Origin of the sequence: Facklamia lactis, from assembly GCF_015863205.1 — a bacterium.
In the GTDB taxonomy this organism is placed as follows: Bacteria; Bacillota; Bacilli; order Lactobacillales; family Aerococcaceae; genus Facklamia; species Facklamia lactis.
The window spans coordinates 239898-265118 of record NZ_JACBXQ010000002.1 but is presented as its reverse complement, the minus strand read 5'-3'; the positions used below and the strand labels follow the sequence as shown (position 1 = coordinate 265118).

At 36.0% G+C, this 25221-nt stretch carries 26 protein-coding genes; 20 read left to right on the top strand and 6 right to left on the bottom strand.

The features are described from left to right. The first annotated feature begins 79 nt into the window (after positions 1 to 79). The 4 genes from HZY91_RS04205 to HZY91_RS04190 are packed head-to-tail and all read left to right on the top strand — an operon-like array spanning position 80 to position 3841. Positions 80 to 877, top strand: a complete 798-nt coding sequence (locus HZY91_RS04205) for a protein-ADP-ribose hydrolase (RefSeq protein ID WP_197115016.1) — start codon at positions 80 to 82, stop codon at positions 875 to 877. Between the two features lie 3 nt (positions 878 to 880). Further along, positions 881 to 1756 (top strand): SIR2 family NAD-dependent protein deacylase, encoded by an 876-nt coding sequence (locus HZY91_RS04200; protein WP_197115015.1) that lies wholly within the window; start codon positions 881 to 883, stop codon positions 1754 to 1756. 14 nt (positions 1757 to 1770) lie between these two features. Next, positions 1771 to 2820, top strand: a complete 1050-nt coding sequence (gene lplA, locus HZY91_RS04195) for a lipoate--protein ligase (protein ID WP_197115014.1) — start codon at positions 1771 to 1773, stop codon at positions 2818 to 2820. Between the two features lie 13 nt (positions 2821 to 2833). After that, entirely contained in the window at positions 2834 to 3841 is a 1008-nt protein-coding gene (locus HZY91_RS04190) for an LLM class flavin-dependent oxidoreductase (RefSeq protein ID WP_197115013.1), read from the top strand. 53 nt (positions 3842 to 3894) lie between these two features. On the opposite strand, the gene HZY91_RS04185 is transcribed toward HZY91_RS04190, so the two are convergent. Further along, a complete protein-coding gene (locus HZY91_RS04185) occupies positions 3895 to 4869 on the bottom strand; it encodes a dipeptidase (RefSeq protein WP_197115012.1) in 975 nt (324 codons plus the stop codon). Positions 4870 to 5004: 135 nt separating this feature from the next. On the opposite strand from HZY91_RS04185, the gene HZY91_RS04180 reads away from it, so the two are divergent. The 3 genes from HZY91_RS04180 (at position 5005) to mgsA (ending at position 6709) form a co-directional block, all read left to right on the top strand. After that, a complete protein-coding gene (locus HZY91_RS04180; protein ID WP_235991459.1) occupies positions 5005 to 5367 on the top strand; it encodes a Spx/MgsR family RNA polymerase-binding regulatory protein in 363 nt (120 codons plus the stop codon). A 69-nt stretch (positions 5368 to 5436) separates the two neighbouring features. Next, the gene (locus HZY91_RS04175) at positions 5437 to 6228 is read left to right on the top strand and encodes a sugar phosphate isomerase/epimerase family protein (RefSeq protein ID WP_197115011.1); all 792 of its coding nucleotides are present in this window, start codon (positions 5437 to 5439) and stop codon (positions 6226 to 6228) included. Between the two features lie 76 nt (positions 6229 to 6304). Then, the gene (gene mgsA / locus HZY91_RS04170) at positions 6305 to 6709 is read left to right on the top strand and encodes a methylglyoxal synthase (RefSeq protein ID WP_197115010.1); all 405 of its coding nucleotides are present in this window, start codon (positions 6305 to 6307) and stop codon (positions 6707 to 6709) included. Between the two features lie 19 nt (positions 6710 to 6728). On the opposite strand, the gene HZY91_RS04165 is transcribed toward mgsA, so the two are convergent. The 4 genes from HZY91_RS04165 to HZY91_RS04150 all read right to left on the bottom strand — a co-directional run bounded on the left by HZY91_RS04165 (position 6729) and on the right by HZY91_RS04150 (position 11116). Further along, positions 6729 to 7367: a TVP38/TMEM64 family protein gene (locus HZY91_RS04165; protein ID WP_235991592.1), complete on the bottom strand. Its 639-nt coding sequence runs from the start codon at positions 7365 to 7367 to the stop codon at positions 6729 to 6731. Between the two features lie 80 nt (positions 7368 to 7447). After that, positions 7448 to 8887 (bottom strand): FAD/NAD(P)-binding protein, encoded by a 1440-nt coding sequence (locus HZY91_RS04160; RefSeq protein ID WP_197115009.1) that lies wholly within the window; start codon positions 8885 to 8887, stop codon positions 7448 to 7450. A gap of 81 nt (positions 8888 to 8968) precedes the next feature. Next, entirely contained in the window at positions 8969 to 9859 is an 891-nt protein-coding gene (locus tag HZY91_RS04155; RefSeq protein ID WP_197115008.1) for a selenium metabolism-associated LysR family transcriptional regulator, read from the bottom strand. A 111-nt stretch (positions 9860 to 9970) separates the two neighbouring features. Continuing rightward, positions 9971 to 11116 (bottom strand): aminotransferase class V-fold PLP-dependent enzyme, encoded by a 1146-nt coding sequence (locus HZY91_RS04150; protein WP_197115007.1) that lies wholly within the window; start codon positions 11114 to 11116, stop codon positions 9971 to 9973. Between the two features lie 193 nt (positions 11117 to 11309). On the opposite strand from HZY91_RS04150, the gene HZY91_RS04145 reads away from it, so the two are divergent. The 6 genes from HZY91_RS04145 (at position 11310) to HZY91_RS04120 (ending at position 18117) form a co-directional block, all read left to right on the top strand. Beyond that, positions 11310 to 12386 carry a sulfurtransferase gene (locus HZY91_RS04145; protein WP_235991591.1) on the top strand — a complete coding sequence of 359 codons (1077 nt, stop codon included), beginning with the start codon at positions 11310 to 11312 and terminating at the stop codon, positions 12384 to 12386. Positions 12387 to 12499: 113 nt separating this feature from the next. Further along, on the top strand, positions 12500 to 13726 hold the full coding sequence (locus HZY91_RS04140; protein WP_197115006.1) for an ABC transporter substrate-binding protein: 1227 nt from the start codon (positions 12500 to 12502) through the stop codon (positions 13724 to 13726). A 3-nt stretch (positions 13727 to 13729) separates the two neighbouring features. After that, positions 13730 to 14650: an ABC transporter permease gene (locus HZY91_RS04135; protein ID WP_235991456.1), complete on the top strand. Its 921-nt coding sequence runs from the start codon at positions 13730 to 13732 to the stop codon at positions 14648 to 14650. Then, positions 14631 to 15425 (top strand): ABC transporter permease, encoded by a 795-nt coding sequence (locus tag HZY91_RS04130; protein WP_197115005.1) that lies wholly within the window; start codon positions 14631 to 14633, stop codon positions 15423 to 15425. Before HZY91_RS04135 ends, HZY91_RS04130 begins: the two co-directional genes overlap by 20 nt. 10 nt (positions 15426 to 15435) lie before the next feature. Further along, a complete protein-coding gene (locus tag HZY91_RS04125) occupies positions 15436 to 16485 on the top strand; it encodes an ABC transporter ATP-binding protein (RefSeq protein WP_197115004.1) in 1050 nt (349 codons plus the stop codon). Between the two features lie 189 nt (positions 16486 to 16674). Further along, complete coding sequence (locus HZY91_RS04120; protein WP_197115003.1) at positions 16675 to 18117, top strand: alanine/glycine:cation symporter family protein; 1443 nt, start codon at positions 16675 to 16677, stop codon at positions 18115 to 18117. 77 nt (positions 18118 to 18194) lie between these two features. Here HZY91_RS04120 and HZY91_RS04115 read toward each other — a convergent pair whose 3' ends face one another. Beyond that, positions 18195 to 18911, bottom strand: coding sequence for a rhodanese-like domain-containing protein (locus tag HZY91_RS04115; RefSeq protein ID WP_197115002.1), 717 nt, complete (start codon positions 18909 to 18911; stop codon positions 18195 to 18197). A gap of 173 nt (positions 18912 to 19084) precedes the next feature. On the opposite strand from HZY91_RS04115, the gene HZY91_RS04110 reads away from it, so the two are divergent. From HZY91_RS04110 to HZY91_RS04080, 7 genes are all read left to right on the top strand, one after another. Then, a complete protein-coding gene (locus HZY91_RS04110; RefSeq protein ID WP_197115001.1) occupies positions 19085 to 19561 on the top strand; it encodes a hypothetical protein in 477 nt (158 codons plus the stop codon). Further along, positions 19546 to 21060 carry a TIGR04282 family arsenosugar biosynthesis glycosyltransferase gene (locus HZY91_RS04105; RefSeq protein ID WP_197115000.1) on the top strand — a complete coding sequence of 505 codons (1515 nt, stop codon included), beginning with the start codon at positions 19546 to 19548 and terminating at the stop codon, positions 21058 to 21060. The genes HZY91_RS04110 and HZY91_RS04105 overlap by 16 nt, the downstream gene beginning before the upstream one ends. Then, positions 21057 to 21740, top strand: coding sequence for a TIGR04283 family arsenosugar biosynthesis glycosyltransferase (locus HZY91_RS04100; RefSeq protein WP_197114999.1), 684 nt, complete (start codon positions 21057 to 21059; stop codon positions 21738 to 21740). Before HZY91_RS04105 ends, HZY91_RS04100 begins: the two co-directional genes overlap by 4 nt. Before the next feature lie 11 nt (positions 21741 to 21751). After that, complete coding sequence (locus tag HZY91_RS04095; protein ID WP_268888813.1) at positions 21752 to 22471, top strand: glycine/sarcosine/betaine reductase selenoprotein B family protein; 720 nt, start codon at positions 21752 to 21754, stop codon at positions 22469 to 22471. A 264-nt stretch (positions 22472 to 22735) separates the two neighbouring features. Next, positions 22736 to 23698 carry an arsenosugar biosynthesis radical SAM (seleno)protein ArsS gene (gene arsS / locus HZY91_RS04090; protein WP_197114997.1) on the top strand — a complete coding sequence of 321 codons (963 nt, stop codon included), beginning with the start codon at positions 22736 to 22738 and terminating at the stop codon, positions 23696 to 23698. A 116-nt stretch (positions 23699 to 23814) separates the two neighbouring features. Continuing rightward, a complete protein-coding gene (locus HZY91_RS04085) occupies positions 23815 to 24471 on the top strand; it encodes a cytochrome c biogenesis CcdA family protein (RefSeq protein ID WP_197114996.1) in 657 nt (218 codons plus the stop codon). A 15-nt stretch (positions 24472 to 24486) separates the two neighbouring features. Beyond that, entirely contained in the window at positions 24487 to 25203 is a 717-nt protein-coding gene (locus HZY91_RS04080; RefSeq protein WP_197114995.1) for a TlpA family protein disulfide reductase, read from the top strand. The last annotated feature ends 18 nt before the right edge of the window (positions 25204 to 25221 follow it).

Sequence of the window (25221 nt, the reverse complement as noted above, 5' to 3'; positions counted from 1 at the left end):
GAAATAATTAAAATAATAAGGATTATGGTTGCTAATGTTTAGCACTATAATCCTTATTCGCCATTAGAAGGAGCTTTGTATGGCATTAGAAGAACAGCTAGATTTTTTAATTAAAGAATTATCAGAAGAGATGCCTCATATGCAGGCTCACTTTGAGGAATATCCCAATCAGACTATATCAGATAAATTTGAAATTTTTCGAGGATATTGTAATGTTAGACCGCCCGTTGTGGCGAGAGAAGAATTCTTAGAAATTCAAGATCAGGTACTGCAAACGCTTTTGAATGGCCGCCAGATAACCGGACTTAATAAACTACAACCAATAGCGGATCAGATATATTTATGGCAAGGAGATATTACAACTTTGCAAGTGGATGCAATTGTAAACGCAGCCAATTCTGACATGCTAGGGTGTACTCAAGCTAATCATAATTGTATTGATAATGCTATACATACTCGTTCTGGTATCCAGCTACGCCTAGCTTGCCATGAGCTAATAGAAGATCAAGGTAAACGAGAACCGATGGGGAAAGCTAAATTAACGCCTGCTTTTAACTTGCCTGCTAAATATGTGATTCATACAGTAGGACCATTTATTGATCAGAGAGGTGTTACTCCTCTTAAACAGGCTTTGCTAGAGTCTTCTTATCAAGAGTGTTTGCGATTAGCTGATCAAGAGCAATTGACTACGATAGCTTTTTGTTGCATATCTACAGGAGAATTTAATTATCCCAATCGATTAGCAGCTGAAACCGCAATTAGAATGGTCAAAGAATATTTAAGTCATAACGGTTCTAACTTGAAGGTTATTTTTAATGTGTTTAAAGATTTAGATTATCATCTTTACTCAGAATTATTAAGTGATGAAGGGAAATAAAGAATGTCAGAAACGATTTGGCAATATCAAGAGGGTCAAGACAGTCAAACGATACAGCTAAAAGGTTTAATCGAAGAGGCTGAAGCGGTTGTTGTAGGAATAGGAGCAGGCATGTCTGCAGCGACAGGATTTACATATGTTGGTTCTAGGTTTGAACAGGCATTTCCTGAATTTATTGAAAAATATGGTTATTACGACATGTTGCAAGCTTTTTTATCCGAGTTTGAAGATTGGCGAGAATACTGGGCTTTTCAGAGTCGCTTTGCACTTTTGAATTATTTTGATCAACCGGTAGGGCAAGCCTATCTTGATCTGAAAGAAATTTTAAAAGATAAAACGTATCATATTATTACAACAAATGCAGATAATGCTTTCTATGCAGCCGACTATGAGATGGATAAGGTTTTTAGAATTCAGGGTGAATATGGTCTGTGGCAGTGTTCAGCTTTTTGTCATCAGCAAACCTACCAGGATGAAGATCTAATCAGGCGAATGGTTTTAGAACAAGAAGATTTGAAAATCCCTGAGGAACTTGTTCCTTATTGTCCAGAATGTGGAGCACCTCTAGAAGTAAACAAACGAGATGCAGTGAGAGGAATGGTAGAAGATAGAGATTGGCATCAGCAAAACAACTGTTATCAATCTTTTCTTGACAAGTATCAGGATCAAAAGCTTCTTTATCTTGAGATAGGGGTGGGTCATACTACACCTCAGTTCATTCGTCAGCCTTTTCAGAAGTGGACTGCAACTAATCCTAATGCCTTATATGTGACGATGAATCAAAAGCCCTATAGAATTCCAGGAGAAATAAAAGCCCAATCTGTGAGAATTAATGAAGATATTTCAGATGTTTTAAGTGGTATTGTAGAATTATTATAAAGGAGCAGAATAAAATGATCTTAATTGAACCAAAACGTAATGGTGAATGGGTATATGATCAAGGAACTACGATGGCCATTCAAGCTTATGTACGTGATAATATTTTTTTAGAAGAAGATATTGTATTTCCTTATATGGTAAATCCTTCTGTTCAAATTGGTTTGTATCAGAATGCCTATGAAGAGGTAAACCAACCCTATATGGATGAGCATAATATCGGTTTAGTTCGTCGTGAAACAGGTGGAGGAGCTATTTATCTGGATGATCGAAATATGAGTTTTTGTTTTTTGTTTAATTCGGATAATGAGAAAGATATCTTTGGCAATTATAAGAAATTATACGCACCTATTGTAGAAGTACTAGGAAAATTAGGTGTTGAAGGATTAGAACAAGAAGGTCGAAATGATCTAACATTGAATGGTCAGAAAATTTCTGGAGCGGCCATGACGGTTGTAAAAGGCCGTGTTTATGCAGGATTCTCTTTGCTGTTGGAACCAAATTATGAAGTGATGGAAATTGTTCTTAAACCGAATAAGAAAAAGATTGAATCGCATGGGATACAGTCAGTAAGAGCCCGTGTTGGGACACTACGTGCAGCCTTAGCTGATGAATATAAAGAGATTACAGTAGAAGAATTTACTGATTTTATCTTAAAAGAGTTATTAGAGGTTAAGGATTTAAGTCAAGCGAAGCGTTACGAGCTGACAGAAGAGGATTGGTTAGCAATTGATGCTATTGCTAATAAAACATATAATAACTGGGATTGGAATTATGGACGCTTTAAAGAATTTCAATATCAGGTAAATGAACGTTTTGAAGGAGTTGGAACGCTTCATGTAGGGATGACTGTAAAAAATGCTGTAATTGATGCGATTCAAATTAATGGTGATTTTTTTGCCGTTAAACCTATAAAAGAAGTGGAAGATATTTTGCAAGGTACGAGATTACGCAAGGAAGATATTGAGCAAGCTTTAAAAGAAATTTCTTTAGCTGATTATATTGCAAAGATGGACAATCAAAAGTTTATTAATTTTCTGCTAGAAATTCCTGAAACAGTTGAATAGTTAGGAGAACTGAATGGTTAAATTAGGGATATTGGATTATGCTCAAATAGATGAAGGCTCTAGTTCGAAGGAGGCCCTAAACAATACTATCAAGTTAGCCCAATATTGTGAAAGTTTGGGATATGAGCGTTTCTGGGTAGCGGAGCATCATAATGTACCTGCTTTTGCCTCCTCTTCGCCGGAGTTATTGATGATGAAATTGTTAGCTCATACGGAAAAAATTCGAATTGGTTCTGGGGGAGTGATGTTGCCTCATTATGCCCCATTGAAGGTAGCAGAAAATTTTCGCATCTTAGAAGCTTATTATCCTCATCGAGTGGATCTTGGTATGGGAAATTCCAGAGGAACTTCCCAAGTGTATGCAGCTTTAAATGAAGATAAGTCTTTCAAGCAGAATTATGAACAAAAGATAGTAGACATTCAGGCTTTTCTTACAGATTCACTTGATCAAGATCATGCTCAGCATGGAATAGCGGCTAATCCAGTTATTGAACACCGTCCTCAAATGTGGTTACTTTCATCGAGTGTCAAGTCCGCTCGAATCGCTGCACGTTTGGGGCTAGGCTATTGTTTTGGTGTTTTCCCCTATGCGAGTAAAGATCGATTGCAAGTAGGAATTGAAGCCTGTCAAGTATATCGAGATGAATTTAAGCCTTCAGCTTTTATGACAGAGCCAATCGTTAGCGTTGCACCTTTTTTGGCAGTAGCGGAAACAGAGGACGAGGGTTTAGCCTTTGCTGAAGCACTGGATTTATGGTTACTCGGTTTGGATAATTTTTCTGAACTAAAGCAATTTCCATCTATTGAAACAGCTAGGCATTTTAACTATTCGGATACTGATCGTCAGGCAATCACTCGCAATCGTATTCGAAGCGTTGTTGGCGGTATAGAGAGTGTGACTGCGCAGTTGAAATCCTATGTTAATCAACTGCAAGCTGACGAATTGCTTTTAGTCCCTTTGATGCCAGGATTCAATAATCGTAAAAAGGCGATAGAATTGTTGGCAGAAGCTTTCAAATAAATTTTTTTCAAGAAAAAACGGTCTTGCCATTTACTGGCTAAGACCGTTTTGAGTTATAGAACTTCTTTGATAAAACGTAAAGCATTTCCATAGGCAAAATCTTCAATTTCTTGGCTAGTCCAACCTTCATGATCTAATCGTTTAAACAGAAGGTCTAATTTATCGGTGGAGTCAATTTCTAGCTGGCAAGTGATGCCTTCAAAATCCGTTCCGAGAGCGAGAACTTCAATTCCTACGAGTTTTTTTATGTAATTTAAATGTCTCACCATGTCATCGATTCTTGAAACATTGCAGTCCTGGTCGGCCGATAGGAAAGAGGAGCAGAAATTAAGTCCCATAATACCACCTTTGTCTGCTAGCAAATAAATCATTTCATCGGTCAAATTTCTGGGATGATTAGATAAGCTCCTAGCATTAGAGTGTGAGGCCATAATAGGATCTTTAGAGTGCTTGATCAAATCAAAGAAACCGCCATCAGATAAATGGCTGACATCAATGATCATTCCAAGTCGATTCATTTCTTCCATGACTTCAAAGCCAAATGCTTTAAGCCCCTTATTCATTATTGAAGGATCTTTTGAATTGGGATAGGCGAGAGAATTTTCAAAGTTCCAGGTAAGTGTGATCAGTCGTATACCTAGATCATATAAACGATAGAGATTATTTAGATCAGATTCTAAGGGACGGCCATCTTCTAAGGTCAAAAAAGCAGAAACGATATTATGATTAAGATTATCATTTAAATCTTGAAAGCTTTTTGCTAATTTGACTTTTTCTGTTTGCTTAAGACCATTGTTTAGTTGTTGAACAAGACTAGTAATGTATTCCCAATCGTTTATTACTGGCCGTTTGATTTCTTCAAAAATTTCAGGATAAAGCATAAAAATAGCAAAAAATTGGGCATAAGCTCCTGCTTTTGACAGTCGTTCAAAATCAACGGCAAAAGATTGGTTTTTTATAATGTTTTCTCCTGCTTCTTCTTGCCATGTCATCATGAGAGTATCGCAATGTAAATCAATATAATTCAATGTAATTCCACCTTTCGATAGATTTATTGTAAGTGACTTTTGAGGGGCCTGCAAGTGAAGGAATTAGTGTAAAAGATGTAAATGTCTTTTAAAAGGTGTATGCTAAGACTAGAAGAAGTCATTGGAGGATGGAGAATGATGAAGTTAAAAGTTTATGGTTTGAAACAATGTTCTACAACTCAAAAAGTCATAAAAGCATTGCAGAATAAAGGCTACCTTTTTGATGAAATAATTGATATTCGAGAGCATCCACCTACTATAGAAGAAATTAGTCAAGCTTTAAGTTTGTATCCTGATAATCGAAGAAAAATTATGAATACTTCCGGAGCCTTATATCGAGAACTAGGATTAAAAGAAACAATTGATCAGTTGTCGGAATCAGAAATTATGGATTTGCTAGCTGAGAATGGGATGCTTATTAAACGACCTTTTATTACAAATGGTGAAAAAGTTTCGGTTGGTTCGAGACCGGAAGAATTAAATAGAACTTGGCCTTAAAAATGAAATAGGTTACGTTAAGTCATGGGATATTTCATTTTATAAGATGCAAAAGTTAGAAGAGGTTATATGAGGAAAATATTTTTAAACACAATGGCCTATCAAACCTATATTCAAAATCAAAACGTTATTCAGGAACATTTGATTGAAATGATTGCGGATCACGGTTTTGATGGTGTAGAACTTCGTAGGGAGTTTTTTATCAATTTGGGAGATGAATTAATGGCCAGTGGTAAAGCTGCCAGGTCTAGAGGTCTGATCGTTTTTTATTCAGTGCCGGCTGATTTGTTCTGCCAGGGCCAACTCAACCCTAACTTGTCTCTTTTTATAAAAGAAGCTGAACTTCTTGGAGCAAGCAGAATTAAATTTGGAGTAGGCGAATTTCAGGGCTTTACTCGGGAAATTGCTTCTAGCTTGAATGAATTAATGAGAGATAAACACCTTCGGATTCTTGTAGAAAATGATCAGACACAGGCAAGGGGAACATTGTCTTTTCTGTCTAACTTTCTAGAAGAGGTAAGTTTATATAATATATCAATCGGTTTGTTGTGTGATGTTGGAAATTTTTATTATGCTGGAGAAGATACACTAAAGGTTATTCCTAAATTAATACCGCACTTGGAGTATCTCCATTTGAAAAACATGGCTATTTCACAATTGAAAATTCAGTCCTGTCTTAAGCGAGGAGATATTGATCTCTTAAAATTATTAGAAGAAATAGATGAAAGGGTTCCAGTAGCAATCGAAAGTATGTATGAAGGGAATCTGGAGGAAATTAATCGAGCGATCCAGCAAGATTTAAATTTTTTAATGAAGAATGATGTTCAAAATTCCGGCTCTATGATAGGCGGAATTTTATAATTGTTTATTAGTGTTGCTAAATTGGATACAGTTCCTGATCAAAATGTCTTTAAACCGCTATCGAGGAGGTAGTGAAATGAATATTGCTTTAATTGCTCACGATCAAAAGAAGCCACAAATAATAAATTTAGCCTGCGCATATAAAGAAATATTAAAGAAGCATACATTGTATGCAACTGGTACTACAGGTTTACGCTTAATTGAAGGAACAGGATTAGAGATTAACCGGTTTAACTCTGGGCCACTTGGAGGAGATCAACAAATAGGAGCGATGATCTCTGAGAATAAGATGGATTTAGTGATTTTTCTTAGGGATCCTTTAACTGCTCAGCCTCATGAACCAGATGTGACAGCTTTGATCCGCTTATGTGATGTTTATCAGGTTCCCTTGGCTACGAACCTTGGAACAGCAGAGGTTCTGCTATTAGGTTTAAAGGAAGGATTTCTTAGTTTTAGGGAAATCATTTCTGACCCGTGTTAAAAGGCTCTAAAATGTTGGGTTAAGCGAAATTGTGCATGATCCAAGTCAAAAAGTAACCTGTTCCAAAAGCGTAGAAAGCAAGTGATACTGGCTTACCTATTAGAAGCGAATAAGTGAAATATTTATTGGTCATATTAGTAAAGCCAGCTCCATAGCAGAGTAGGTCAGCAGGTGAAAAGGGAACGAACATTAATAAAGTAAAGAGGCGGTTGCCAATGTTTTTACGCTCGAATAGATTAATCATGGAATAGTATGATTTGTCACCTACAATCGCTCTGACTGTCGGCTTACCAAAACGTCTTGCTATCCAGAAATTAACGATTGACCCAAAATAAATAGGGATCAGGTTGAGAATGAATCCCCACCAAGGACCAAAGGCGAGAATTCCGATGGGGATGGTGATAGATCCTGGCATAACAGGAACGATTGTTTGCGCGATCTGAATGATGATAAAGACAAGGGGCCCCCATATGCCCAAGTTTGTGATATACGCATACATTTTTTCTGGATTAGTGAACAGGCCTGCTTTAGCCCCCCAAACGACCATTAGAATAGTTATAATAAGCCCAATAACATTCAAGATATTCATGATAGTTTGGATATTCTTTCGCTTGTTTTCATCGATTGGAATGTCTTTTCGGTTTGTTTCATTCATCATCGTCACCTCATAAGAAAATTTCAGGATTAGGCATTTTAAAGTATAAAAGTTCCAAATAAATAAAGCTAGGGCCTAAAGTCTTATAGTCTGATATTTTTGTGCCAGAAATTTTGTCCCACTCGGTGGGCGTGTCTGATTGTTATGTTTGCATCATTAGAGGTTAATAATACACCGTCAATCCATGGTCCAATTAAAAATAAGTTAGGGATTAAACCTTTATCAATACTAACTACTTGCGAACTGGGATAAGATACTTGTAATCCATGAGAAGGGTGCGGACTTATCAATTTATCATCCCATAATTGCTTAATCAAAGGCGGAAGATAAGGAGCTAAATCAATTCTGTGTTGGAAGCCAGTCGCATTAATCAGCTGGACCTCATGAAATTCTTGATGGTTAGTTGTGATTAAGAATTTTTCTTGACCTGTGCTAATTTTTTTAAGCCCACTGATAAAGTCAACCTCTCCTGAATCGAACCATTGATATATTTCGCAGAGCGATTTTCTGGGCATTTGACTTTTAATATGTTTAATGAATTGACTATATTTCTTATGATATTTAATTCGTTCACTTGGAAGCAATGCGTTATATAATTGTGGTAGGATAGGATTTAGATCCCAAAGGTACCGCTGTAGTTTGCTTAATTGAATATCGTCTGCAGCTAATTGTTGACGAATAGAGCGATGAGTACCTTTGGAAAAATTGCGGGTAATGTAGTGTAGGTCAATGTGATTAGCTAACATATCTTGTTTAAATTGATCGACTAAGCACCCCAAAGAAAGTGGTAAATTTTGTTCAAACAACCAATCTTCATTGATGTTTCTAATGATATCTGTAAAGTTGTTTGGCATTGCTACTGTATGGAATGGTTGATCTTGAATATAGAAGCGAATGATTGACTCCCAATTATAATCATGCTTTAAGGTTCGTGCAATGTCAATAGCAGTTAGTCCTGACCCAATAATTCCTACTGAATGTTTAGGATTCAGTTGGTTGAGAGTCTGACTGAGGGGATAGGGGTTATGGATATAACCTTCGCAACCATAGAGATTATAATAATCTGCATAAGGAGGATGACCAAGAGCAAGGAAAACAACATCAAAAGTATCTTTACTTTTGGATGTGGTGAGTAGGTAACCTTTCTCTTGTTTTTTACATGTCAGAACTTCTTCACGTAGGGTTATAATATTTTCTAATTGATAATATTTAGTATATGCTTGGTTAAGGTATTGTCCGTAGATTAGTCGTGGGATAAAATTATTTGGATTTGCTTCATGAGGATGGTGGACTAGAAGCCATTCTTTTAAATCTTGAGAATTATTTAGTTGGCAGGATAAAGCTCTAACAGCTGTATTCATTAGAGGTATACCACTATCATTTTGATAGGCAAAGCCACTTGCCAATTGATCAGAGGGATCATAGACTGTAATTTGGTAATTGAAAGATTTTGGTGCATATTCGATTAAAGAGCGTAACAAAGAAGCACCACTTAGCCCCTGACCAACAATCGCTATCTTCATAAGTACCTCCCAAAAAATGTGTTAAGTACATTATATCAAATTGATGGTTCATAGGGTTACGTGGTGCAGTATTATCTGTAACTAATGCTTAAAATTTTTTAAAAAATAAATAAATTCTTTGACGGAATCTGGCAAATGAGCGTTTTTACGATAAACTAGATAGAAATCTCGACTTGCATCCACACCATCAATATCAAAAGTTAGAATTTCTTTATGATTTACTTCACTTTGAACGGCTAATTCAGAAATAATGGAAATGCCTATCCCGAGCTTAATAAATTGTTTGATCGTATCATTATTATTAATTTCGAATACGATATTCAATTTGAGAGGATCAATTTCTAATTCTCGTAAGATCATGGCGGCTTCTTTTAGTGTTCCGGAACCATCTTCTCTTGAAATCATAGGATGGGCAAGAATTTCTTTGAGTGGAGCCTTATTCTCTTTTAAGCGCAGAAATTCGTCAGTATAGGGAGTAGCAATCACTAATTTATCCGTAAAAATTTTGTCAAAAGACAAATTATTATTCATTGACTTAGAGCCAACTACTCCAATATTCAATGATCCAAGTGCAATATCATTGATGATATTAATGGTATCACTTTGGTGTAATTTAATTTTTTTATCTTCATTATCTTTTAGAAAAGTAGAAAGAGCATCTGGTAAGAGGTAGGTGGCTGCAATTGAGGAAGCCCCAACTGTTATCTGATGGTTATTTTTTTGTGTGAAAGTTGCTTCGATATTTCGAGCCATTTTCATAATGGATTGGGCATACTTATAAAATTCTTGTCCTTGAGCGGTAAGCTCATGACTTTTAGTCGTACGACTTATTAGCTCAATACCAAGTTCTGCTTCTAGTTGTTTAATGTGCAGTGAAACAGTTGGCTGCGATAGATATAATTGCTTAGCAGCTTCAGAAAAACTGCCCCATTCGACAATGGTTATAAAAGTTTGGATTTGTCTTAGTTCCATGGTGAGTCACTACTTTCTATACGGTCATTTGATAAAACCATTATTTTACTAATGTTTTCATTTCATTTTTTACTATTTTTTGAATTATTTGAAAAAACTATAAATACCTAATTATTGCATATCCTTCATTATTTCTTTTAAACAATCAATGACAGTATCGAGCTCTTCATATTCTGTGTAGTGTGAAAGAGAGAATCGAACAACTCCTTGTTGATCAGTACCAAGCGCTTTATGCATGAGAGGAGCGCAGTGGCCACCACCTCGTGTGATAATGTTTTGACGTTCAATAAGTTCTTCGACAATAATGGCAGAATCAATTTCTCCTAAGTTAATTGATACTATTCCGCAACGGTCTTGGTTAGGAGCAAATGTCCCATATAGTTGAATGCCTTTAATATTTTGTAGTTTTGAAACAAAGTAGTCTAATAATTGACGTTCTTGATCGCGGATGGTATGAATACCAACCTTATTTAAATAGTCTAGCGCAGCATTTAAGCCTGCGATGCCATGGCTATTTAAGGTTCCAGCTTCTAAGGCTGTAGGATAGTCACTAGGTTGGTGATGGCTGAAAGTATCAACACCGGTTCCTCCACTTTTAAGTGGCTTGATTTGGATAGAGGATTTAACGTAAATTCCACCTGTACCTTGAGGACCTAATAAACTTTTATGTCCTGTAAAGCACAAGATATCCAAATCTAGATCTTGTACATCAATCGGAATGGCCCCCATTGTTTGAGAGGCATCTACAATACATAAAAGTTTATGATCATGTAGCACCTTTGCAATTTCCTTAATAGGATTAATGTTACCAGTTACGTTGGAAGCGTGTGTTACAACCATTGCTTTAGTATTGTGTTTAATGTGCTTTTTGATGGATAAGGGATCAATAATTCCTTTTGAGTTGATTGGGATAATTGACAATTCAGTGCCTTGTTCTTGAAGTTCGTAGAGTGGTCTCAGAACGGAATTATGTTCCATAACAGTTGTAATGATATGGTCATTAGGAGAAAACAGGCCTTTAATAACCGTGTTTAAACTATCGGTTGCATTGTGAGTGAAAATAATTTGGCGAGCATTTTCACCGTTGATTAAGTCGTTTATTTTTTGACGAGTTTGAAAAATAATACGACTGGCTTGCATAGCAGAATCAGATGATCCGCGTCCTGCGTTCCCCATATGTTGCATTGCGTGTACAACAGCATCGATAACCATTTGAGGTTTTTTTAATGAGGTAGCAGCATTATCTAAATAAATCATAGGGACGTGCTCCTTTACATTTTTGCATACAATGCTATTATACATTATTTTTGTAATGAAAGGTTGGAAGTTATAAGGATCTGGACATTATTAGGTTTTTAAATAAATGCATAGCTTGTTTACTTGTGAAAATTATCTATCTAGAAATGCAAGTGATATAATAATGACGAAATAAATAAAAATGAGGTGTAGAATGAAAAAGATAGTAGCGTGGTTCATGGTAATATGTGTATGGGTTGGCTGTTTGCAACCGTTAGGGGCAAATGCTCAGTCTGAAAGCGAAAGCGAAGCAGAAGTTACAGAAGAGGGAGCCTACCCGGTTGACCCAGAAAAGCAAGTGTATGTGGATGCAGAATGGGTTAAAGAGGCTATTGATGGTAAAACCGATGCTGAAAAAATTGTGATTGCGGAAGTAACATGGGGAGAAGCGGACGCGAGTCCTGATTATTTAAAGAAACATCTACCTGGAGCTATTCATATTAATACGGATTCTTTCGAAGAAGGCCCTGTTTGGAACTTAAGATCACCTGAAGAAATTGAAAAAGCCCTATTGAATTACGGAATAGATAAAGAAACGACTTTAATCTTATATGGTCCGGATACGGGTGTGGATCGTGTTGCTTGGGCTTCACTTTATATGGGGGTAGACTCTGTTAAAATTTTAGATGGAGGACTTGCACTATGGGAAGCAGCTAAATTTGAGACTGAAGAAGGTGAAATTAAGCCTGAACCTGTCAAAGAATTTGGAGTTGAGACTCCTGCAAATCCAGAGTATGTTATATCATTAGAAGACACTGTGGAGGAGTTAGCAAATAATGATAACTTCCGATTAGTGTCACTTCGTTCGGAAAATGAGTGGTTGGGAATTGAATCAGGATACTCCTATATTCCTAAAGCAGGCGAACCAAAAGGCGCAGTTTGGGGACGTCCATTACTACGCGATTCTGGGGAAGCTAATATTTCAGATATGGAAGATTATAAAAATGAAGATGGAACAAATAAGAATTTTGACGAAGTTATTGCGATGTGGGAAGAAGGAGGATTTACAGTTGAGAATGACTTGGCTTTCTACTGTGGAACGGGTTGGAGATCCTGCTTACCTTGGTTATTGATGTATGAACGTGGAATAGATTCTACAATGTTTGATGGTGGATGGAATGAATGGCAAATGCAGGATGATTTAGAAGTTCAAATCGGGGATCCAAAATCAGATGATGTTGAATACACGACTGTAGGCGAATTAGAAGCAGGTAAGGAAACTAAAGAATAGGCCGATATAGTAAAATGTAGCGAGATAAGTTACAATATATTCATACCAACAAGGGTGCATACTAACATTTATTTGTTAGTATGCACTTTAATAAGTAAAGGAGATAGAAAAAATTGAAAAATTTTGTGAAATGGATATTATCGTTGACACTGTTGCTAGGTTTTTTGAGTCCAATTGTAGCTAGAGCACAGGAATCTTCTGATTTCGAAGCGTTAGATTATGAGGAAATCTTAAAAGAAGCAGATGGAAGTACTGTTAATTTCTATGGATGGGGTGGTGATGAAGCCCTAAATAAGTGGCTAGATGAAGAGTTTGCACCAACTCTAAAAGAAAAATATAATATTACTTTGAATCGAGTACCTATGGATATTGATCAAATACTTTCACAATTACTAAGTGAACAGCAAGCTGAGGCAAGTGAAAGTGAGATTGATATGATTTGGATCAATGGCGAAAACTTTAAAACAGCTCGTGAAAATGATTTGTTATACGGTCCTTTTACAGATAAATTACCTAATTATCAGGATTATGTAGATGGTGAAGATGCTGAAAATACTTATGACTTTGGTTATCCAATTGAAGGGTATGAAGCACCTTATAGTAAAGCTCAATTAGTATTCATTAAAGATTCATCCGTTACTGAAAAAAGTCCCGCTACGGCAGAAGAACTATTAAATTATGCAAAAGAAAATCCAGGAACATTTACTTATCCAGCACTACCAGATTTTACAGGTTCTGCCTTTGTAAGAAACATTATTTATGAATTTGTTGATTATGAAGAGTTTCAAGATATGGAGGCTGATAAAGAAGTTGTAAAAAAAGCGATTCAGCCTGCTCTAGATTATTTAAATGAATTGAAACCGTATTTATGGAGTGAAGGAAAAACTTATCCTTCTGATGGGCCAGCGCTTAATAATTTATTTATGGATGGAGAAGTCGCCTTTTATGAAACTTATGGCGCTTATGATGTAGCTAATGGTATTAAGGATGGCTCCTATGCAGAAACTGCAGAATCTTTTGTATTCGATAAAGGAACAATTGGAAATACTAGCTTTATCGCGATTGGAAAGAATTCAATTCACAAAGCAGCTGCTATCGTCGCGATAAATGAGATGTTGTCGCCTGAAATGCAATTATCTAAATATCAAGAATTAGGTGAAATTCCGGTCTTAGACAATGATAAATTAAAGGATGAGCAGCAAGAAGCTTTTGCGGCTGTTGATTTAGGGTCTGGAACGATCCCTCAGGATGAATTGTTGGAGCATCGTTTACCGGAAATGCCTGCACAATTAGTTCCTATTATTGAAGAGATTTGGTTAGAAGAAGTAGCAGGAGAGTAGAAAATGTCTTCGCTATTAAAAAGACGACTCAATATAGCTATGCTTTTTTTGCCGCAGCTATTGATAACGACCTTTTTAATGTTAGGTGTTGTGATAGGAATGGTGCAGTCTTTTGGCATCATTCCTTCTTTAGATCTAACCGATTTTACGTTTGACTATTATTTAAAACTTTTTACGAATCAACAATTATCTCATTCAGTATGGTTTTCTTTAAAGATTGCATTGTTTTCGGCACTGCTATCTACGTTTTTAGGTTTAGTGGTGGCATACTTTTGGCTACAATCAGAAAGTATGTCTAAAGGGATGCAGATAATCATCCGTTTGCCGATTATTATTCCTCATATTATTGTGACATTATTTATGATGCAAATGTTAGGGAGAACAGGGTTGCTTGCTCGTATATTTTTTAGTTTAGGCTTTGATAATGCTCAAAAATGGTTCGATTTAATGCTTTATAATCAAAATGCATGGGGGATTATTTTAGCTTTTCTATGGAAGGAAGTTCCTTTTGTTATCTTTTATTGTTATCCAATTCTTTCTTCTATCTCTAGTGGATTGGGGGAAGCGGCAAGAACTTTAGGGGCTAACCAATGGCAAAGTTATTTAAAAATCATTTTGCCTTTAGCTAAGAATACCATTTTTTCATCTTTTTTTATTATTTTTATGTATGCGTTTGGATCATATGAAGTCCCAGCATTGTTAGGGCCAACTTTACCAAAGGCGTTACCAGTTGCTTCTTACCAAGCTTATACCCATCCTGATTTATTACAACGACCTTTGTCGATGGCTTTAAATGGGTTAATATTAGTCGTGGGGTTAGTATGTGCTGGAATTATTTATCTGGCTTTATCAATCCCTGATTTAAAGCGATTGATGATTCAGAACAGATTGAGGAGGAGAATGGATGAAACTGAAAATTATTAATTCGATTCTCTTTTTTATTTTTATAATTCCAATTGTTATTTTGTGTATTTGGACTATTACAGCAAGATGGCCATGGCCATTATTGTTCCCTACTCATTTTTCATTGCGAGGAGCAGAAGAAATCTTGCGGCAGTCTGAACGACTTAGAAAAAGTGTTTTTTCTAGTATGGTAATATCTTGTACTGTAGCAGTAATTTCAACAATAATTAGTCTCTTAACTGCTCGAGCAGCGGTTCGATCGGAAGGGGGACTGAATAAATACATTAAATTGACCCTAAGCTTACCATTTATTATTCCGGTAACTGTCTTTGCGACCGGAATTCATCAAAAAATGATTCAATGGGGACTTTCCAATACTGTTGGAGGCATTATTTTAACTCATCTTGTCTATTCTTTGCCCTATGCTTCTTTTATTATTTTGGAAGCCTATCAGGCACTTGGAATCAAGCAAGAAGAACAAGCTTGGCTACTAGGAGCTAATCATTGGCAAGCTTTTGTGCGCATAGCCCTCCCTCAATTAACTCCTGTTATGTTCACTAGTTTAGCAATGGCTTATATTGTTTCTTTTAGCCAATACTTTTTGACCTTAATGATTGGCGGTGGTCAGGTTCAAACTCTATCTATATTAATTTTTCCATATTTACAAAGTAACGATCGCACAATTGCGAGTAATTATAGTCTTTTATTTTTAGTGATTACTTTGCTTGTTATGGGAATTTTCAGTTTATTATCTAAGTGGATACAACGTAATTACCAACCGATTAAATATTATTAAGAGGTGGAAGATGACTTTAGCTATTAAACAACTAAATGTTAAATTAAATAAGCAAGCAATTCTAAAGAACGTTTCCTTAGAAGTTTCCAAAGGCGAGTATCTCGCTTTATTGGGTCCTTCTGGAAGTGGAAAAACGACACTGTTAAAAACGATAGCAGGTTTAATTGAGCCTTCTGATGGACAGGTGAAATTAAATGGACAGGACTTAAGCCAACTTCCTCCAAATGAGCGGCCGATATCGGTAGTCTTTCAAGATATGAGGCTTTTCCCGCACTATAATGTGTTTGAGAATGTGGCATTTTCTTTGCGATTAAAAAAGATAAACAATAATGTCATTAAGCAAAAGGTAGCAAGCTTACTGGCTGATGTCCAATTGACAGGTTATGATTCTTATCCTATTCAATCATTATCAGGAGGCCAGCAACAGAGGGTTGCTTTGGCGAGAGGGCTGGCAATGGATCCTCAATTATTACTTCTTGATGAGCCTTTTTCTGGGTTAGATGAACCTCTGCGAAGAGAGATGGGGCAACTGATAAGTGCCTTACACCATGATAAAGGTTTAACGACCATCTTGGTAACACATGATAAACGTGAGGCCATTGAATTTGCAGATCGTATTGCTTTTATGCAAGGTGGAGAAATTTTACAGATAGATGACGCTGAACAAATTATTAGTCAGCCTCAATCTAGCTATATTGCCGATTTTTTTGGCAAAGCTAATCATTTTGAAGGCGTAATTAGACAAGGAGATCTTTATATTTTGGGTCAGAAAGTGAAGAACTTTTCGGAACAAATAGGGGGACAAGTCAGATTCATGGTACGGCCGAGTAGAATGGAAATGTTTGAAGAAGAAATTGATTGGTTAGATCAAAAAGAAATCATTTGTCGAGGAAGATTAACAAGATTAATTAGATATCCAGAATTTCAAGAAGCTGTTTTAGAAATAGATAAGAGTGGACAGACTGTCTATGTAAATCTAGGTTATCATCAAACTTTTGAATTAAAAGAAGGAAAGAGTTACTATATTAAGTTCTCTTTAATAGATGCCCTTATAATATAAGGGTGTTTTTTAATTATCTGTATTGAAAGCGCTTTAATAATGATGTATGATAGGATTGTAAGCCTTGATTGGGAAGTAATGGAGCTAAAAAGAATTTGGAACAGGAAGGAGTGACGAGGATAAACTAATTATATCGGTTGGTAAAGCATTTATTCATCGTGTTCATTAAGAGAATGGGAGGATATATAAATGACGGTTTTCGAAGATTTCATTACGACTATGAATGGTTTCTTATGGGGTCCGCCGATGATGATTATTTTATTAGGTTTTGGGATAGTATCGACTTTTTATCTAGGTTTTCCACAGTTAAGCAAAATTAAACTGGGATGGGATCACAGTTTTGGACAGTTGTTTAATCGAGATAGGACGAACAAGGCAGGATCCATGTCTTCTTTTCAATCGTTGGCTACTGCAGTTGCTGCACAAGTAGGGACAGGAAATATTGGGGGTGTCGCGGGTGCCATTCTTACAGGTGGTCCTGGGGCAGTATTTTGGATGTGGATTACAGCCATATTGGGTATGGCGACGATTTTTGTAGAGGCAGTTTTAGCTCAACGCTATCGTCAAACTCGTGGTGGTGAATTAGTGGCAGGTCCAGCCTTTTATTTACGTAAAGGTTTAGAAGAAAGAGGGATGGCAGGCTTAGGAAAAATTTTGGCGGCTATTTTTGCTGTTTTAATTATTCTGGCATTAGGTTTAGTCGGAAATGCCGTCCAATCTAATTCTATTGCCTCAGTGATGACTGAAGCATTTGGAATTCCTTCAATTGCTATTGGGATTACCTTAGCGATAGTGGGAGCTCTTATCTTTATTGGAGGTATGGAACGAATTGGAAAATTTGCTGAAATGATTGTGCCGATTATGGCCTTAATTTATTTGATTAGTGCGATTGCGATGTTGGTAAAGTTTAATGATCAAATTATTCCAGTGCTTAAATTAATTTTTACATCAGCTTTTTCGACAAAAGCTGTGTCAGGTGGAGTGATCGGGTACACGATACGGACTGCCATTCGATACGGAATTGCCAGAGGGCTTTTCTCTAATGAAGCGGGTATGGGATCTACTCCGAATTCTCACGGAGTTGCTGATGTCAAACATCCAGTGATTCAAGGATCGGTGGCAATGATTGGAGTATTTATCGATACTTTAATTGTGTGTACCGCTACAGCGGTCACGATTTTGGTCTCCAATGCGAATAATGTTGCATTAGAGAAGGGGTATGAAGGGGCGCAAGTCACGATGCAGGCATTTGCTTTGGGATTTGGCGATCTTGGTTCAAAATTTTTAGCGATAGCGCTTTTATTCTTTGCTTTTACAACAGTTATTGGTTGGTATTATTTTGGAGAGGCCAATATTAAATATTTGTTTAATTCGAAGCTTGTTTTGCGAGTATACCAAATACTGGTTGGGATTTTTATTATTCTGGGGACGGTATTAAACATTGGTATGATTTGGGAGCTAGCGGATATGATGAATGGATTGATGGTCATTCCAAACGTTATTGGACTCTTCATATTAATTAGACAAGCTAAGAAGATACTGGTTGATTATGATAATCAGGTCAAGCTTGGACAAGATCTTTATTATGAATACCCTTATGAAAAGCTAGAAAATATGGATAGAGAATTTTAAAGAAACTCCCCGCTCTAATGGCCTCTTCACATATAGTGGCAGGCGTTCATTAGAGTGGGGAGTTTAATGTTTAGAAATTATTCTGCGGCTTCAATTGGAAAGTCGTCTTTTTCTTTAGTACCATAGAGAGAATTTTTAACATTTGTATAGCCTTCGTTAGCTAAAAATTCAGCAATAACTGCTGATTTATTTCCAGAGTAGCAGAAAGTAATGATTTCAGTTTCTTTGTCTTCTGGTAATTGTTCTAAAGCAACTTCTGGTGTGTCAGCTGGAACATTGATCGCTCCTGGAAGAGAACCTTGTTCAAAATCTTTAGCATCGCGCGCATCAATAAAGATGGCCTTGCCTTCTTCTACAGCAGCAACTACTTCGTCATATAAAATCGACTCAAAAGGAACTAAAGTATATTCAAAATCTTTAACACCTGCAGCATTTGTTACATCAGTAAATCCATTTGATAGAAGAAGATCAGCTGCTTCTCCAGATTTTTTACCGGTATTACAATATACAACAATTGGCATTTCTTTATATTCTTCTAACCGTGATAGATCCGCTTCTAATTCTTCAAGTGGAATATTGATCGCATGTGTTAAGTGCCCTGCATCGTATTCTTCTTCGGGACGAACATCGATCACTAAATATTTTTCTTTTTTCTTCTTATCCAATTCAATCTTCTCTAATTCTTCACCTTCCATTGATGAAGCTTCTTGGGCGAATACGCTTCCAGCTCCTAAAGAAAGAATCATAGCTAAAGCCATTACTGATTTTGAAACCGCTAATAATGTTTTACGCATAAAACACACTCCTTAATATTGATGATTTTAGTATAGTAGATTGCTCATATAATAACAAATAGACTAGTTTAATAAATGATATGTATTTATAAGTAAAACAAATAACACTTGATGAATGTCTATCGTTCCTTCTATGTAACTATGCTATAATACTTGGAGCTAGGGGGGAATTTATGGCAAGTAAAATATACTGGATTCTAGAAGTACTAGTTCTTAGCGTCGGTTTATTTATAAATGATTATTCTAGTAAAAGATCGGGACTTTATCGTCATTTGTTTTATCGCTTATATCAAGCGGAAGCGACAATCATCAATGAATCGAATAAATGGTTATGGATAATAGCTTCTGCTCTGATCATTTTATTAGGTATTTGGGCCTTGCTTTTTACAGAACGTAAAATTCAATTTTGTTACCGCTTTTCTTGGCGAGTTCATTGGAAACTATTAATTTTATTCGCATCATTTATAATCTTCTGCCTGTTTGTATTTCACGGTAATCAAGAATTTATAATGTACCCATATTTTGTGGTAGGTCTTTCAATACTGGGTTTTTTTAATTTTGTTGGCTGTTTATTAATTTTTTTATTTCATCCTGAGCAACTTTCTTGCTCGACTGATGTAAAAGGAGGTCAAGTATGTCAAAAGCTGTAATTTACTTTGTGAAGTTGCCGATTGTAGGTTTTAATAAGACGCGACTTCAAGGTTTTTTACCCAAAGAAGATATCCATCATCTTTCTAAATACTTGTTAAGCAAAACTTTTAAAGAGCTTCAGCTGCTCGACGCTGAAGTTCTTGTTTTTGTAACTCCTTCAGATCGAAAAGATGAAATAAGTGAGCATCTCAATGTTGAAAAAGATAAAATTTTTGCGCAAAAAGAGTGTGATCATTTAGGTGAACGTATGCGAGTTGCCATGAAAGAAGTATTTAATATGGGATATGAAAAAGTGGCATTAGTGGGATGTGATTTGGTGGATATCACCAAAGAATTATTAGAAGATGTTTTTAGACAATTAGAAAGCTATGATGTCGTTTTTGCTCCTACTGCGGATGGGGGATATGGCATTGCGGCTAGTCGAAAGTTTAGACCTGAGATGTTTGCAATAGATGAATATTCACACGATCAAGTTTTTTTTCAGAGTAAATCAGTAGTAGAAAAGGCAGGCTTGGCATGTGGAGAAACAAAGTTAATTCATGATCTTGATACACGAGAGGATGTTGCAAAATATTTAGCAAATGATCCCTCTGCAAGTTTTTTAAATCAAGGTGAATATAATGCGAATTTTCTAATTGATAATGGTAAAAAAATATTGCGAATTGCATTAGGATCGCAAATGCACCTGGATAATCAGATTGAATACGAATTTTTAGCTCTGAGAGGATTAGCTTCGTCGGGTGTGGTGCCAAAAGTCTATCTTTGTCAAGCAAAGACAGAAATTCTAGGAAAAGGCTTTTTGATTGAAGAATATTTACCAGGTCGTCCTTTAAATTACGAGAAGGATCTTAAGATCGCTGCAGAACTTTTGGCTAAGGTTCACAATGTTGATTGTGAGCAAATACCAAGTTTAATTGTAGCTAATCACCCTTTTCAGGTTATGTATGAAGAATTTTTGGAAATGTTTAATCATTATCAAAATTGGCCGCATAAAGATCTTGTAGTTGAAGCAAAGATCAGCTCTTTAATGGCAAGTTTAGCGAACTACGATCGTGATCAAGAGTTAGAGAATCCTTGTGTGATTAATACGGAATTGAATTCACATAATTTTATAATTAATCCGGAGGGTAAATCTTATATTATTGATTGGGAAAAGCCATTAATTGGAGAAAAAGAGCAAGATTTGGCACACTTTTTAGCTCCGACTACTACACTATGGCGTACTGATGTTGCTCTGGATCGTAATCAGATTGATCAATTTATAGAAACATATAATATTAAGTCTAATAATCCGATAAAACTGGAGAAGCTTAAACAATATCTTCATTTTACTTGTCTTCGGGGGATTACCTGGTGTTCAATGGCGTATGTTCAATATTTAGAGTCGAGTAAAGTTAAAAATAATGATCAGACTTTTGAAACGATTTCGAAGTTCATTTCGGTTCCCTTTTTGGAACAGATTGAAAATTATATTAAGATGCTAGGGGAGATCGTTTGAAGAAAGTAGAACTGAGCGTCGTTATTCCTATTTATAATGAAGAAAATGATCTTCCACTTTTGATCGAAAATTTAAAGGTCTTTAATGATCCTGCTATTGAGATAATTATGGTGGATGGTGGGAGTCATGATCGAAGTGTTGAATTGCTTCAAGCTGGTGGTTTAAAGGTATTAAGGGCGAGGAAAGGAAGAGGAAATCAGTTAGATTATGGGGCTCGGCATTCAAATGGCGATAACCTCTTATTTTTGCATTCTGACTCATATTTCAAGAGTTCTCCTTTAGATTGTATTAGAATGAACCTTGAAAGAGCGAGTATTGGAGCTTTTCCTTTACGATTCACAAGTAATAATTTGTTTCTGAAACTCATTGAGTTTGGCTCCAATTGGCGGTTAGCTTATCGACAAATTGCTTTTGGAGATCAGGGAATTCATATGAAGAAAACCTTTTATGATGAAATAGGAGGCTTTAAACATCTTCCTTTGATGGAAGATTATGATTTCTCCATTCGCTCAAAACAGGCTAAGCAAAAGTTAAAAATAGCCCCGATGCCTCTCTATACATCAGCGAGACGCTTTGAGCAGAAAGGTGTGTTAATGACGCTGGTTAAAATGCAGTATTGTCAATGGTTGTTTAGAAGAAATGAATCGATTGAAAAGATCATGAAAATATATTATTCATAGGAAGGATCAATATGAAAAAACGTAGTATCAAAGAAAATATTATTGCTGCGGTGGCCAAACGGATGGTGGTGACGATCGATGAGGCCCCTAATATTGTTGAGATGGAGAAACCACTTAGTGAGGCAAAAGTAGCTTTTGTTACAACCTCTGGTCCTCATTTGAAATGGGAAGAGCCTTTTAACATTAAAGGTGATCATACTTTTAGAATGATTCCTGGTGATAGTGAAATTCAGGATATAATGATCACGCATGATCACTATGATCATAAGCCAGCAGATCAGGATTTGAATTGTGTATTTCCGCTTCAAATGTTACATGAATTAGTTGAACAGGGGCGTATCGGCTCCGTTGCTCCTCGGCACTTTGGCTTGATGGGATATATTCCTCGGACAGATCTTTTAATGGAAAAAACAGCTCCAGAGATTGCTCGTCAATTAGTGGAGGATGAAGTTGATTTAGTTTTACTTTCACCTGGCTGATATATTTGTCATCAGTCTGTAGGACTCATACAAAGAGAGATTGAAGAACAGGGGATTCGAGCCGTTTCGATTATGCATTTACCTAAAGTTGCAGAAAAAGCCAGACCTCCAAGGATGTTCATTGTGGACTTCCCTTTGGGGCTCACGTTTGGGGAAGCGGGAGATACTGAAATGCATTGGAAAGTAATGGATCAGTTTTTAGCTTTTGCAGTGGACGGTGGACCAGAAGAAGTTAGAAAGTTTCAATTATAAGAGACCGAAAAGAGACTGAAAGGTCTCTTTTTGTTATGAATAAATTGAATAAAACAGACGTTTTTAATATTAGAATTTAACAAATTGTCATTTCGATCCCTACAATAGTGATTTTTATAGTTATAGATTTTAATAATAAATAAAAGTGGAAAGAAATTTATTTTTTGTATAAATGCTCACAAGGATAATTAAATTTGATAGACTAACATTTGTAAAGAAATAGTTGTATAAATATGTAACTATTTTTAACATGAGGAGGTCATCATGAATTTCGTAGATAAAATCAGCAAAGAGTATATGTCAACGGGCGATATTACGACTTTGCAAGTTAATGTCGGTAAAGTTTGTAATTTACGGTGTAGCCATTGCCATATTATGTGGGATAGCAATAATGAAGTAATGAGCTTGGATACGATGGATGCCATTCTCGATTTTCTCCGAAATCATGACATGAAAGTGTTGGATATAACGGGGGGTGAGCCGACTATGCTCAATAAACTCCCTTATTTTATAGAAGAAGGTTCTAAATTAGTAGACACCATTATTTTAAGAACTAATGCAATTGGAATTGGCCGTCGAAAGAAACTGATGAGTTTATTACAAACGATCGAAAATATTGAAGTAACAGTTTCTCTTCCTTGTTATACAGCTCAGAATACGGATACTATGCGGGGAGAAGGATCATACGCTCATATCCTTCAAGGCATTCGTGATCTTAATAGCATAGGCTATGGAAGAGAAAGAACTTTAAATCTTGTTTATAATCCACTTGGTGCTTTTTTACCAGGACCTCAGGCTGCTTTAGAAGAGGATTATCGACGTGAATTAGGCAAGCAGGATGTTGAATTTTCAAATTTAATTGTGATTACTAATTTACCGATCGGTCATTTTAAAAATTATTTAGTAGAAAATAATAAATTTGAGGAATATTTAGACTTATTAGAAGAAGCTTATAATCCTGAAACCGAAGCTGGTTTAATGTGTCGCACACAAATATCGTGCGATTGGGATGGTTCGTTATATGATTGTGATTTCCATCTTGCTGCAAAGTTAAAGACTTCTAAATATGATAATATTCGAGACATTATCTATGAGAAAGATTTGAGTCGTGAGATTATCTTTGTTAATTATTGTTACGGTTGTACAGCAGGAGCTGGTTCTTCATGTGGAGGTCAATTAACAGAGTCAAAAACTTGTCCATTAAAAGAAAGCCTCGAGCTGGAATAAAAAATAGATAAGCGATTATTCACATAGAATGGTGAGATTTTGTGATCTCACCACTCTAATTTTTTTGGAGATAAATAATATTATTATATACTTAGTATCGGAGGAGGAGAGCTGAAATGGATTATTTGTTGTTATTTCTCGAAGGTATTATGACTTTTATTTCTCCGTGCTTATTACCAATGGTTCCTTTATATGTTGCTTATTTTGCAGGTGATGATCATCAATTAAGTTCACGACAAACCTTTGTGAAGGCATTAATGTTTATGCTTGGGTTTAGTTTTGTTTTTATTCTGATGAGTCTCTTTATTTCTACTGTTGGACGGTTTTTATTAATTAATCGAAGTGTTATTAATATTTTAGCTGGTTTTGTGATGGTGATGATGGGCATTGATTATCTGAGGGGTCAGAAGTGGATGACAAGATTAAGTAGTCGAGCAGGAAATCAAGGGAATGTAGCGAATCCTTTGCTATTTGGAATAGTATTTGCCGTCTCTTGGACTCCGTGTGTTGGAACTTTTCTAGCGGCTGCTTTAACGTATATTGCTACAGTCGAGTCGTCAATTCGATCATTTGTGTTAATTTTATCTTATTGTGTAGGATTAGGATTACCTTTTCTAATTTCTGCTTTATTAATTGAGGAAAGTAAGCAGGCGATTCAATTTTTGAAGAAACACTTTAGTTTAATTCATAAACTATCGGGTGGATTTTTAATTATTTTTGGTTTATTAACGATGTCTGGTATTTTGGGACGACTGTTAGCGTATTTGGCTTAATTAAGGAGGGATAAAATGAAAAAAATATATATGTATATTATTCTACTAGTTGTTTTATTAGGTATAGGAGGATTGATCTATTCTCAAGCGAGAAAACAAAATTTAAGCCTTTCTTCTGACCAGAACTCTTCAACTGAAGGCGAACTTGAGATGATGACGAGCTTAGAAGAAACATCTAGTAAACTTGAAGGCCTTTCTTTAAAAACAACAGAAGAAGTAGTGGAGTCAGAGGAGAGTATGGAATTTTCTGAGAGTAAATATAGTGAAAGTAAAGATGATACTATTTCAATCCAAGATGAAACAGCGAAGAATAAATTTGATCTTGCTAAGATTGAATTTAGTGATGAAGAAGGCAAGACAATTACATTATCTCATCAAATGGGTCGCCCCATGGTAATCAATATGTGGGCCACTTGGTGTGAACCGTGTAAAGAAGAATTGCCAGATCTTCAAAATGCTTGGGAAAAATATCAAGAAGAAATTGATTTTTATCTTGTTAATGCGACCTATTCACAACCTACTGAGACTGAAGAGGCTGTGAGTGAATTTAAAGCAGAAATGGATTTAAGCATTCCAATTTATTATGATGTTGATTTTTCGACGATGATTGCGATGAAGGCGAATTTCTTACCTACCACACTCTTTGTGAATGCTGACGGCGAAGTGGTTCATCACCAGTTAGGATTGCTCTCTGCAGAGGAGATAGAATCCTATATTCAACGGATACTATAATGCTTTATGATTGAAAGG

Coding starts and splice junctions, on each gene's coding strand:
- HZY91_RS04200 (WP_197115015.1), top strand. CDS start 881: ATGTCAGAAACGATTTGGCAATATCAAGAGGGTCAAGACAGTCAAACG.
- HZY91_RS04110 (WP_197115001.1), top strand. CDS start 19,085: ATGGCAAGTAAAATATACTGGATTCTAGAAGTACTAGTTCTTAGCGTC.
- arsS (WP_197114997.1), top strand. CDS start 22,736: ATGAATTTCGTAGATAAAATCAGCAAAGAGTATATGTCAACGGGCGAT.
- HZY91_RS04155 (WP_197115008.1), bottom strand. CDS start 9,859: ATGGAACTAAGACAAATCCAAACTTTTATAACCATTGTCGAATGGGGC.
- HZY91_RS04085 (WP_197114996.1), top strand. CDS start 23,815: ATGGATTATTTGTTGTTATTTCTCGAAGGTATTATGACTTTTATTTCT.
- HZY91_RS04135 (WP_235991456.1), top strand. CDS start 13,730: ATGTCTTCGCTATTAAAAAGACGACTCAATATAGCTATGCTTTTTTTG.
- HZY91_RS04175 (WP_197115011.1), top strand. CDS start 5,437: ATGAGGAAAATATTTTTAAACACAATGGCCTATCAAACCTATATTCAA.
- HZY91_RS04190 (WP_197115013.1), top strand. CDS start 2,834: ATGGTTAAATTAGGGATATTGGATTATGCTCAAATAGATGAAGGCTCT.
- HZY91_RS04120 (WP_197115003.1), top strand. CDS start 16,675: ATGACGGTTTTCGAAGATTTCATTACGACTATGAATGGTTTCTTATGG.
- lplA (WP_197115014.1), top strand. CDS start 1,771: ATGATCTTAATTGAACCAAAACGTAATGGTGAATGGGTATATGATCAA.
- HZY91_RS04125 (WP_197115004.1), top strand. CDS start 15,436: ATGACTTTAGCTATTAAACAACTAAATGTTAAATTAAATAAGCAAGCA.
- HZY91_RS04205 (WP_197115016.1), top strand. CDS start 80: ATGGCATTAGAAGAACAGCTAGATTTTTTAATTAAAGAATTATCAGAA.
- HZY91_RS04150 (WP_197115007.1), bottom strand. CDS start 11,116: ATGATTTATTTAGATAATGCTGCTACCTCATTAAAAAAACCTCAAATG.
- HZY91_RS04180 (WP_235991459.1), top strand. CDS start 5,005: ATGATGAAGTTAAAAGTTTATGGTTTGAAACAATGTTCTACAACTCAA.
- HZY91_RS04115 (WP_197115002.1), bottom strand. CDS start 18,911: ATGCGTAAAACATTATTAGCGGTTTCAAAATCAGTAATGGCTTTAGCT.
- HZY91_RS04130 (WP_197115005.1), top strand. CDS start 14,631: ATGAAACTGAAAATTATTAATTCGATTCTCTTTTTTATTTTTATAATT.
- HZY91_RS04080 (WP_197114995.1), top strand. CDS start 24,487: ATGAAAAAAATATATATGTATATTATTCTACTAGTTGTTTTATTAGGT.
- HZY91_RS04145 (WP_235991591.1), top strand. CDS start 11,310: ATGAAAAAGATAGTAGCGTGGTTCATGGTAATATGTGTATGGGTTGGC.
- mgsA (WP_197115010.1), top strand. CDS start 6,305: ATGAATATTGCTTTAATTGCTCACGATCAAAAGAAGCCACAAATAATA.
- HZY91_RS04105 (WP_197115000.1), top strand. CDS start 19,546: ATGTCAAAAGCTGTAATTTACTTTGTGAAGTTGCCGATTGTAGGTTTT.
- HZY91_RS04165 (WP_235991592.1), bottom strand. CDS start 7,367: ATGATGAATGAAACAAACCGAAAAGACATTCCAATCGATGAAAACAAG.
- HZY91_RS04160 (WP_197115009.1), bottom strand. CDS start 8,887: ATGAAGATAGCGATTGTTGGTCAGGGGCTAAGTGGTGCTTCTTTGTTA.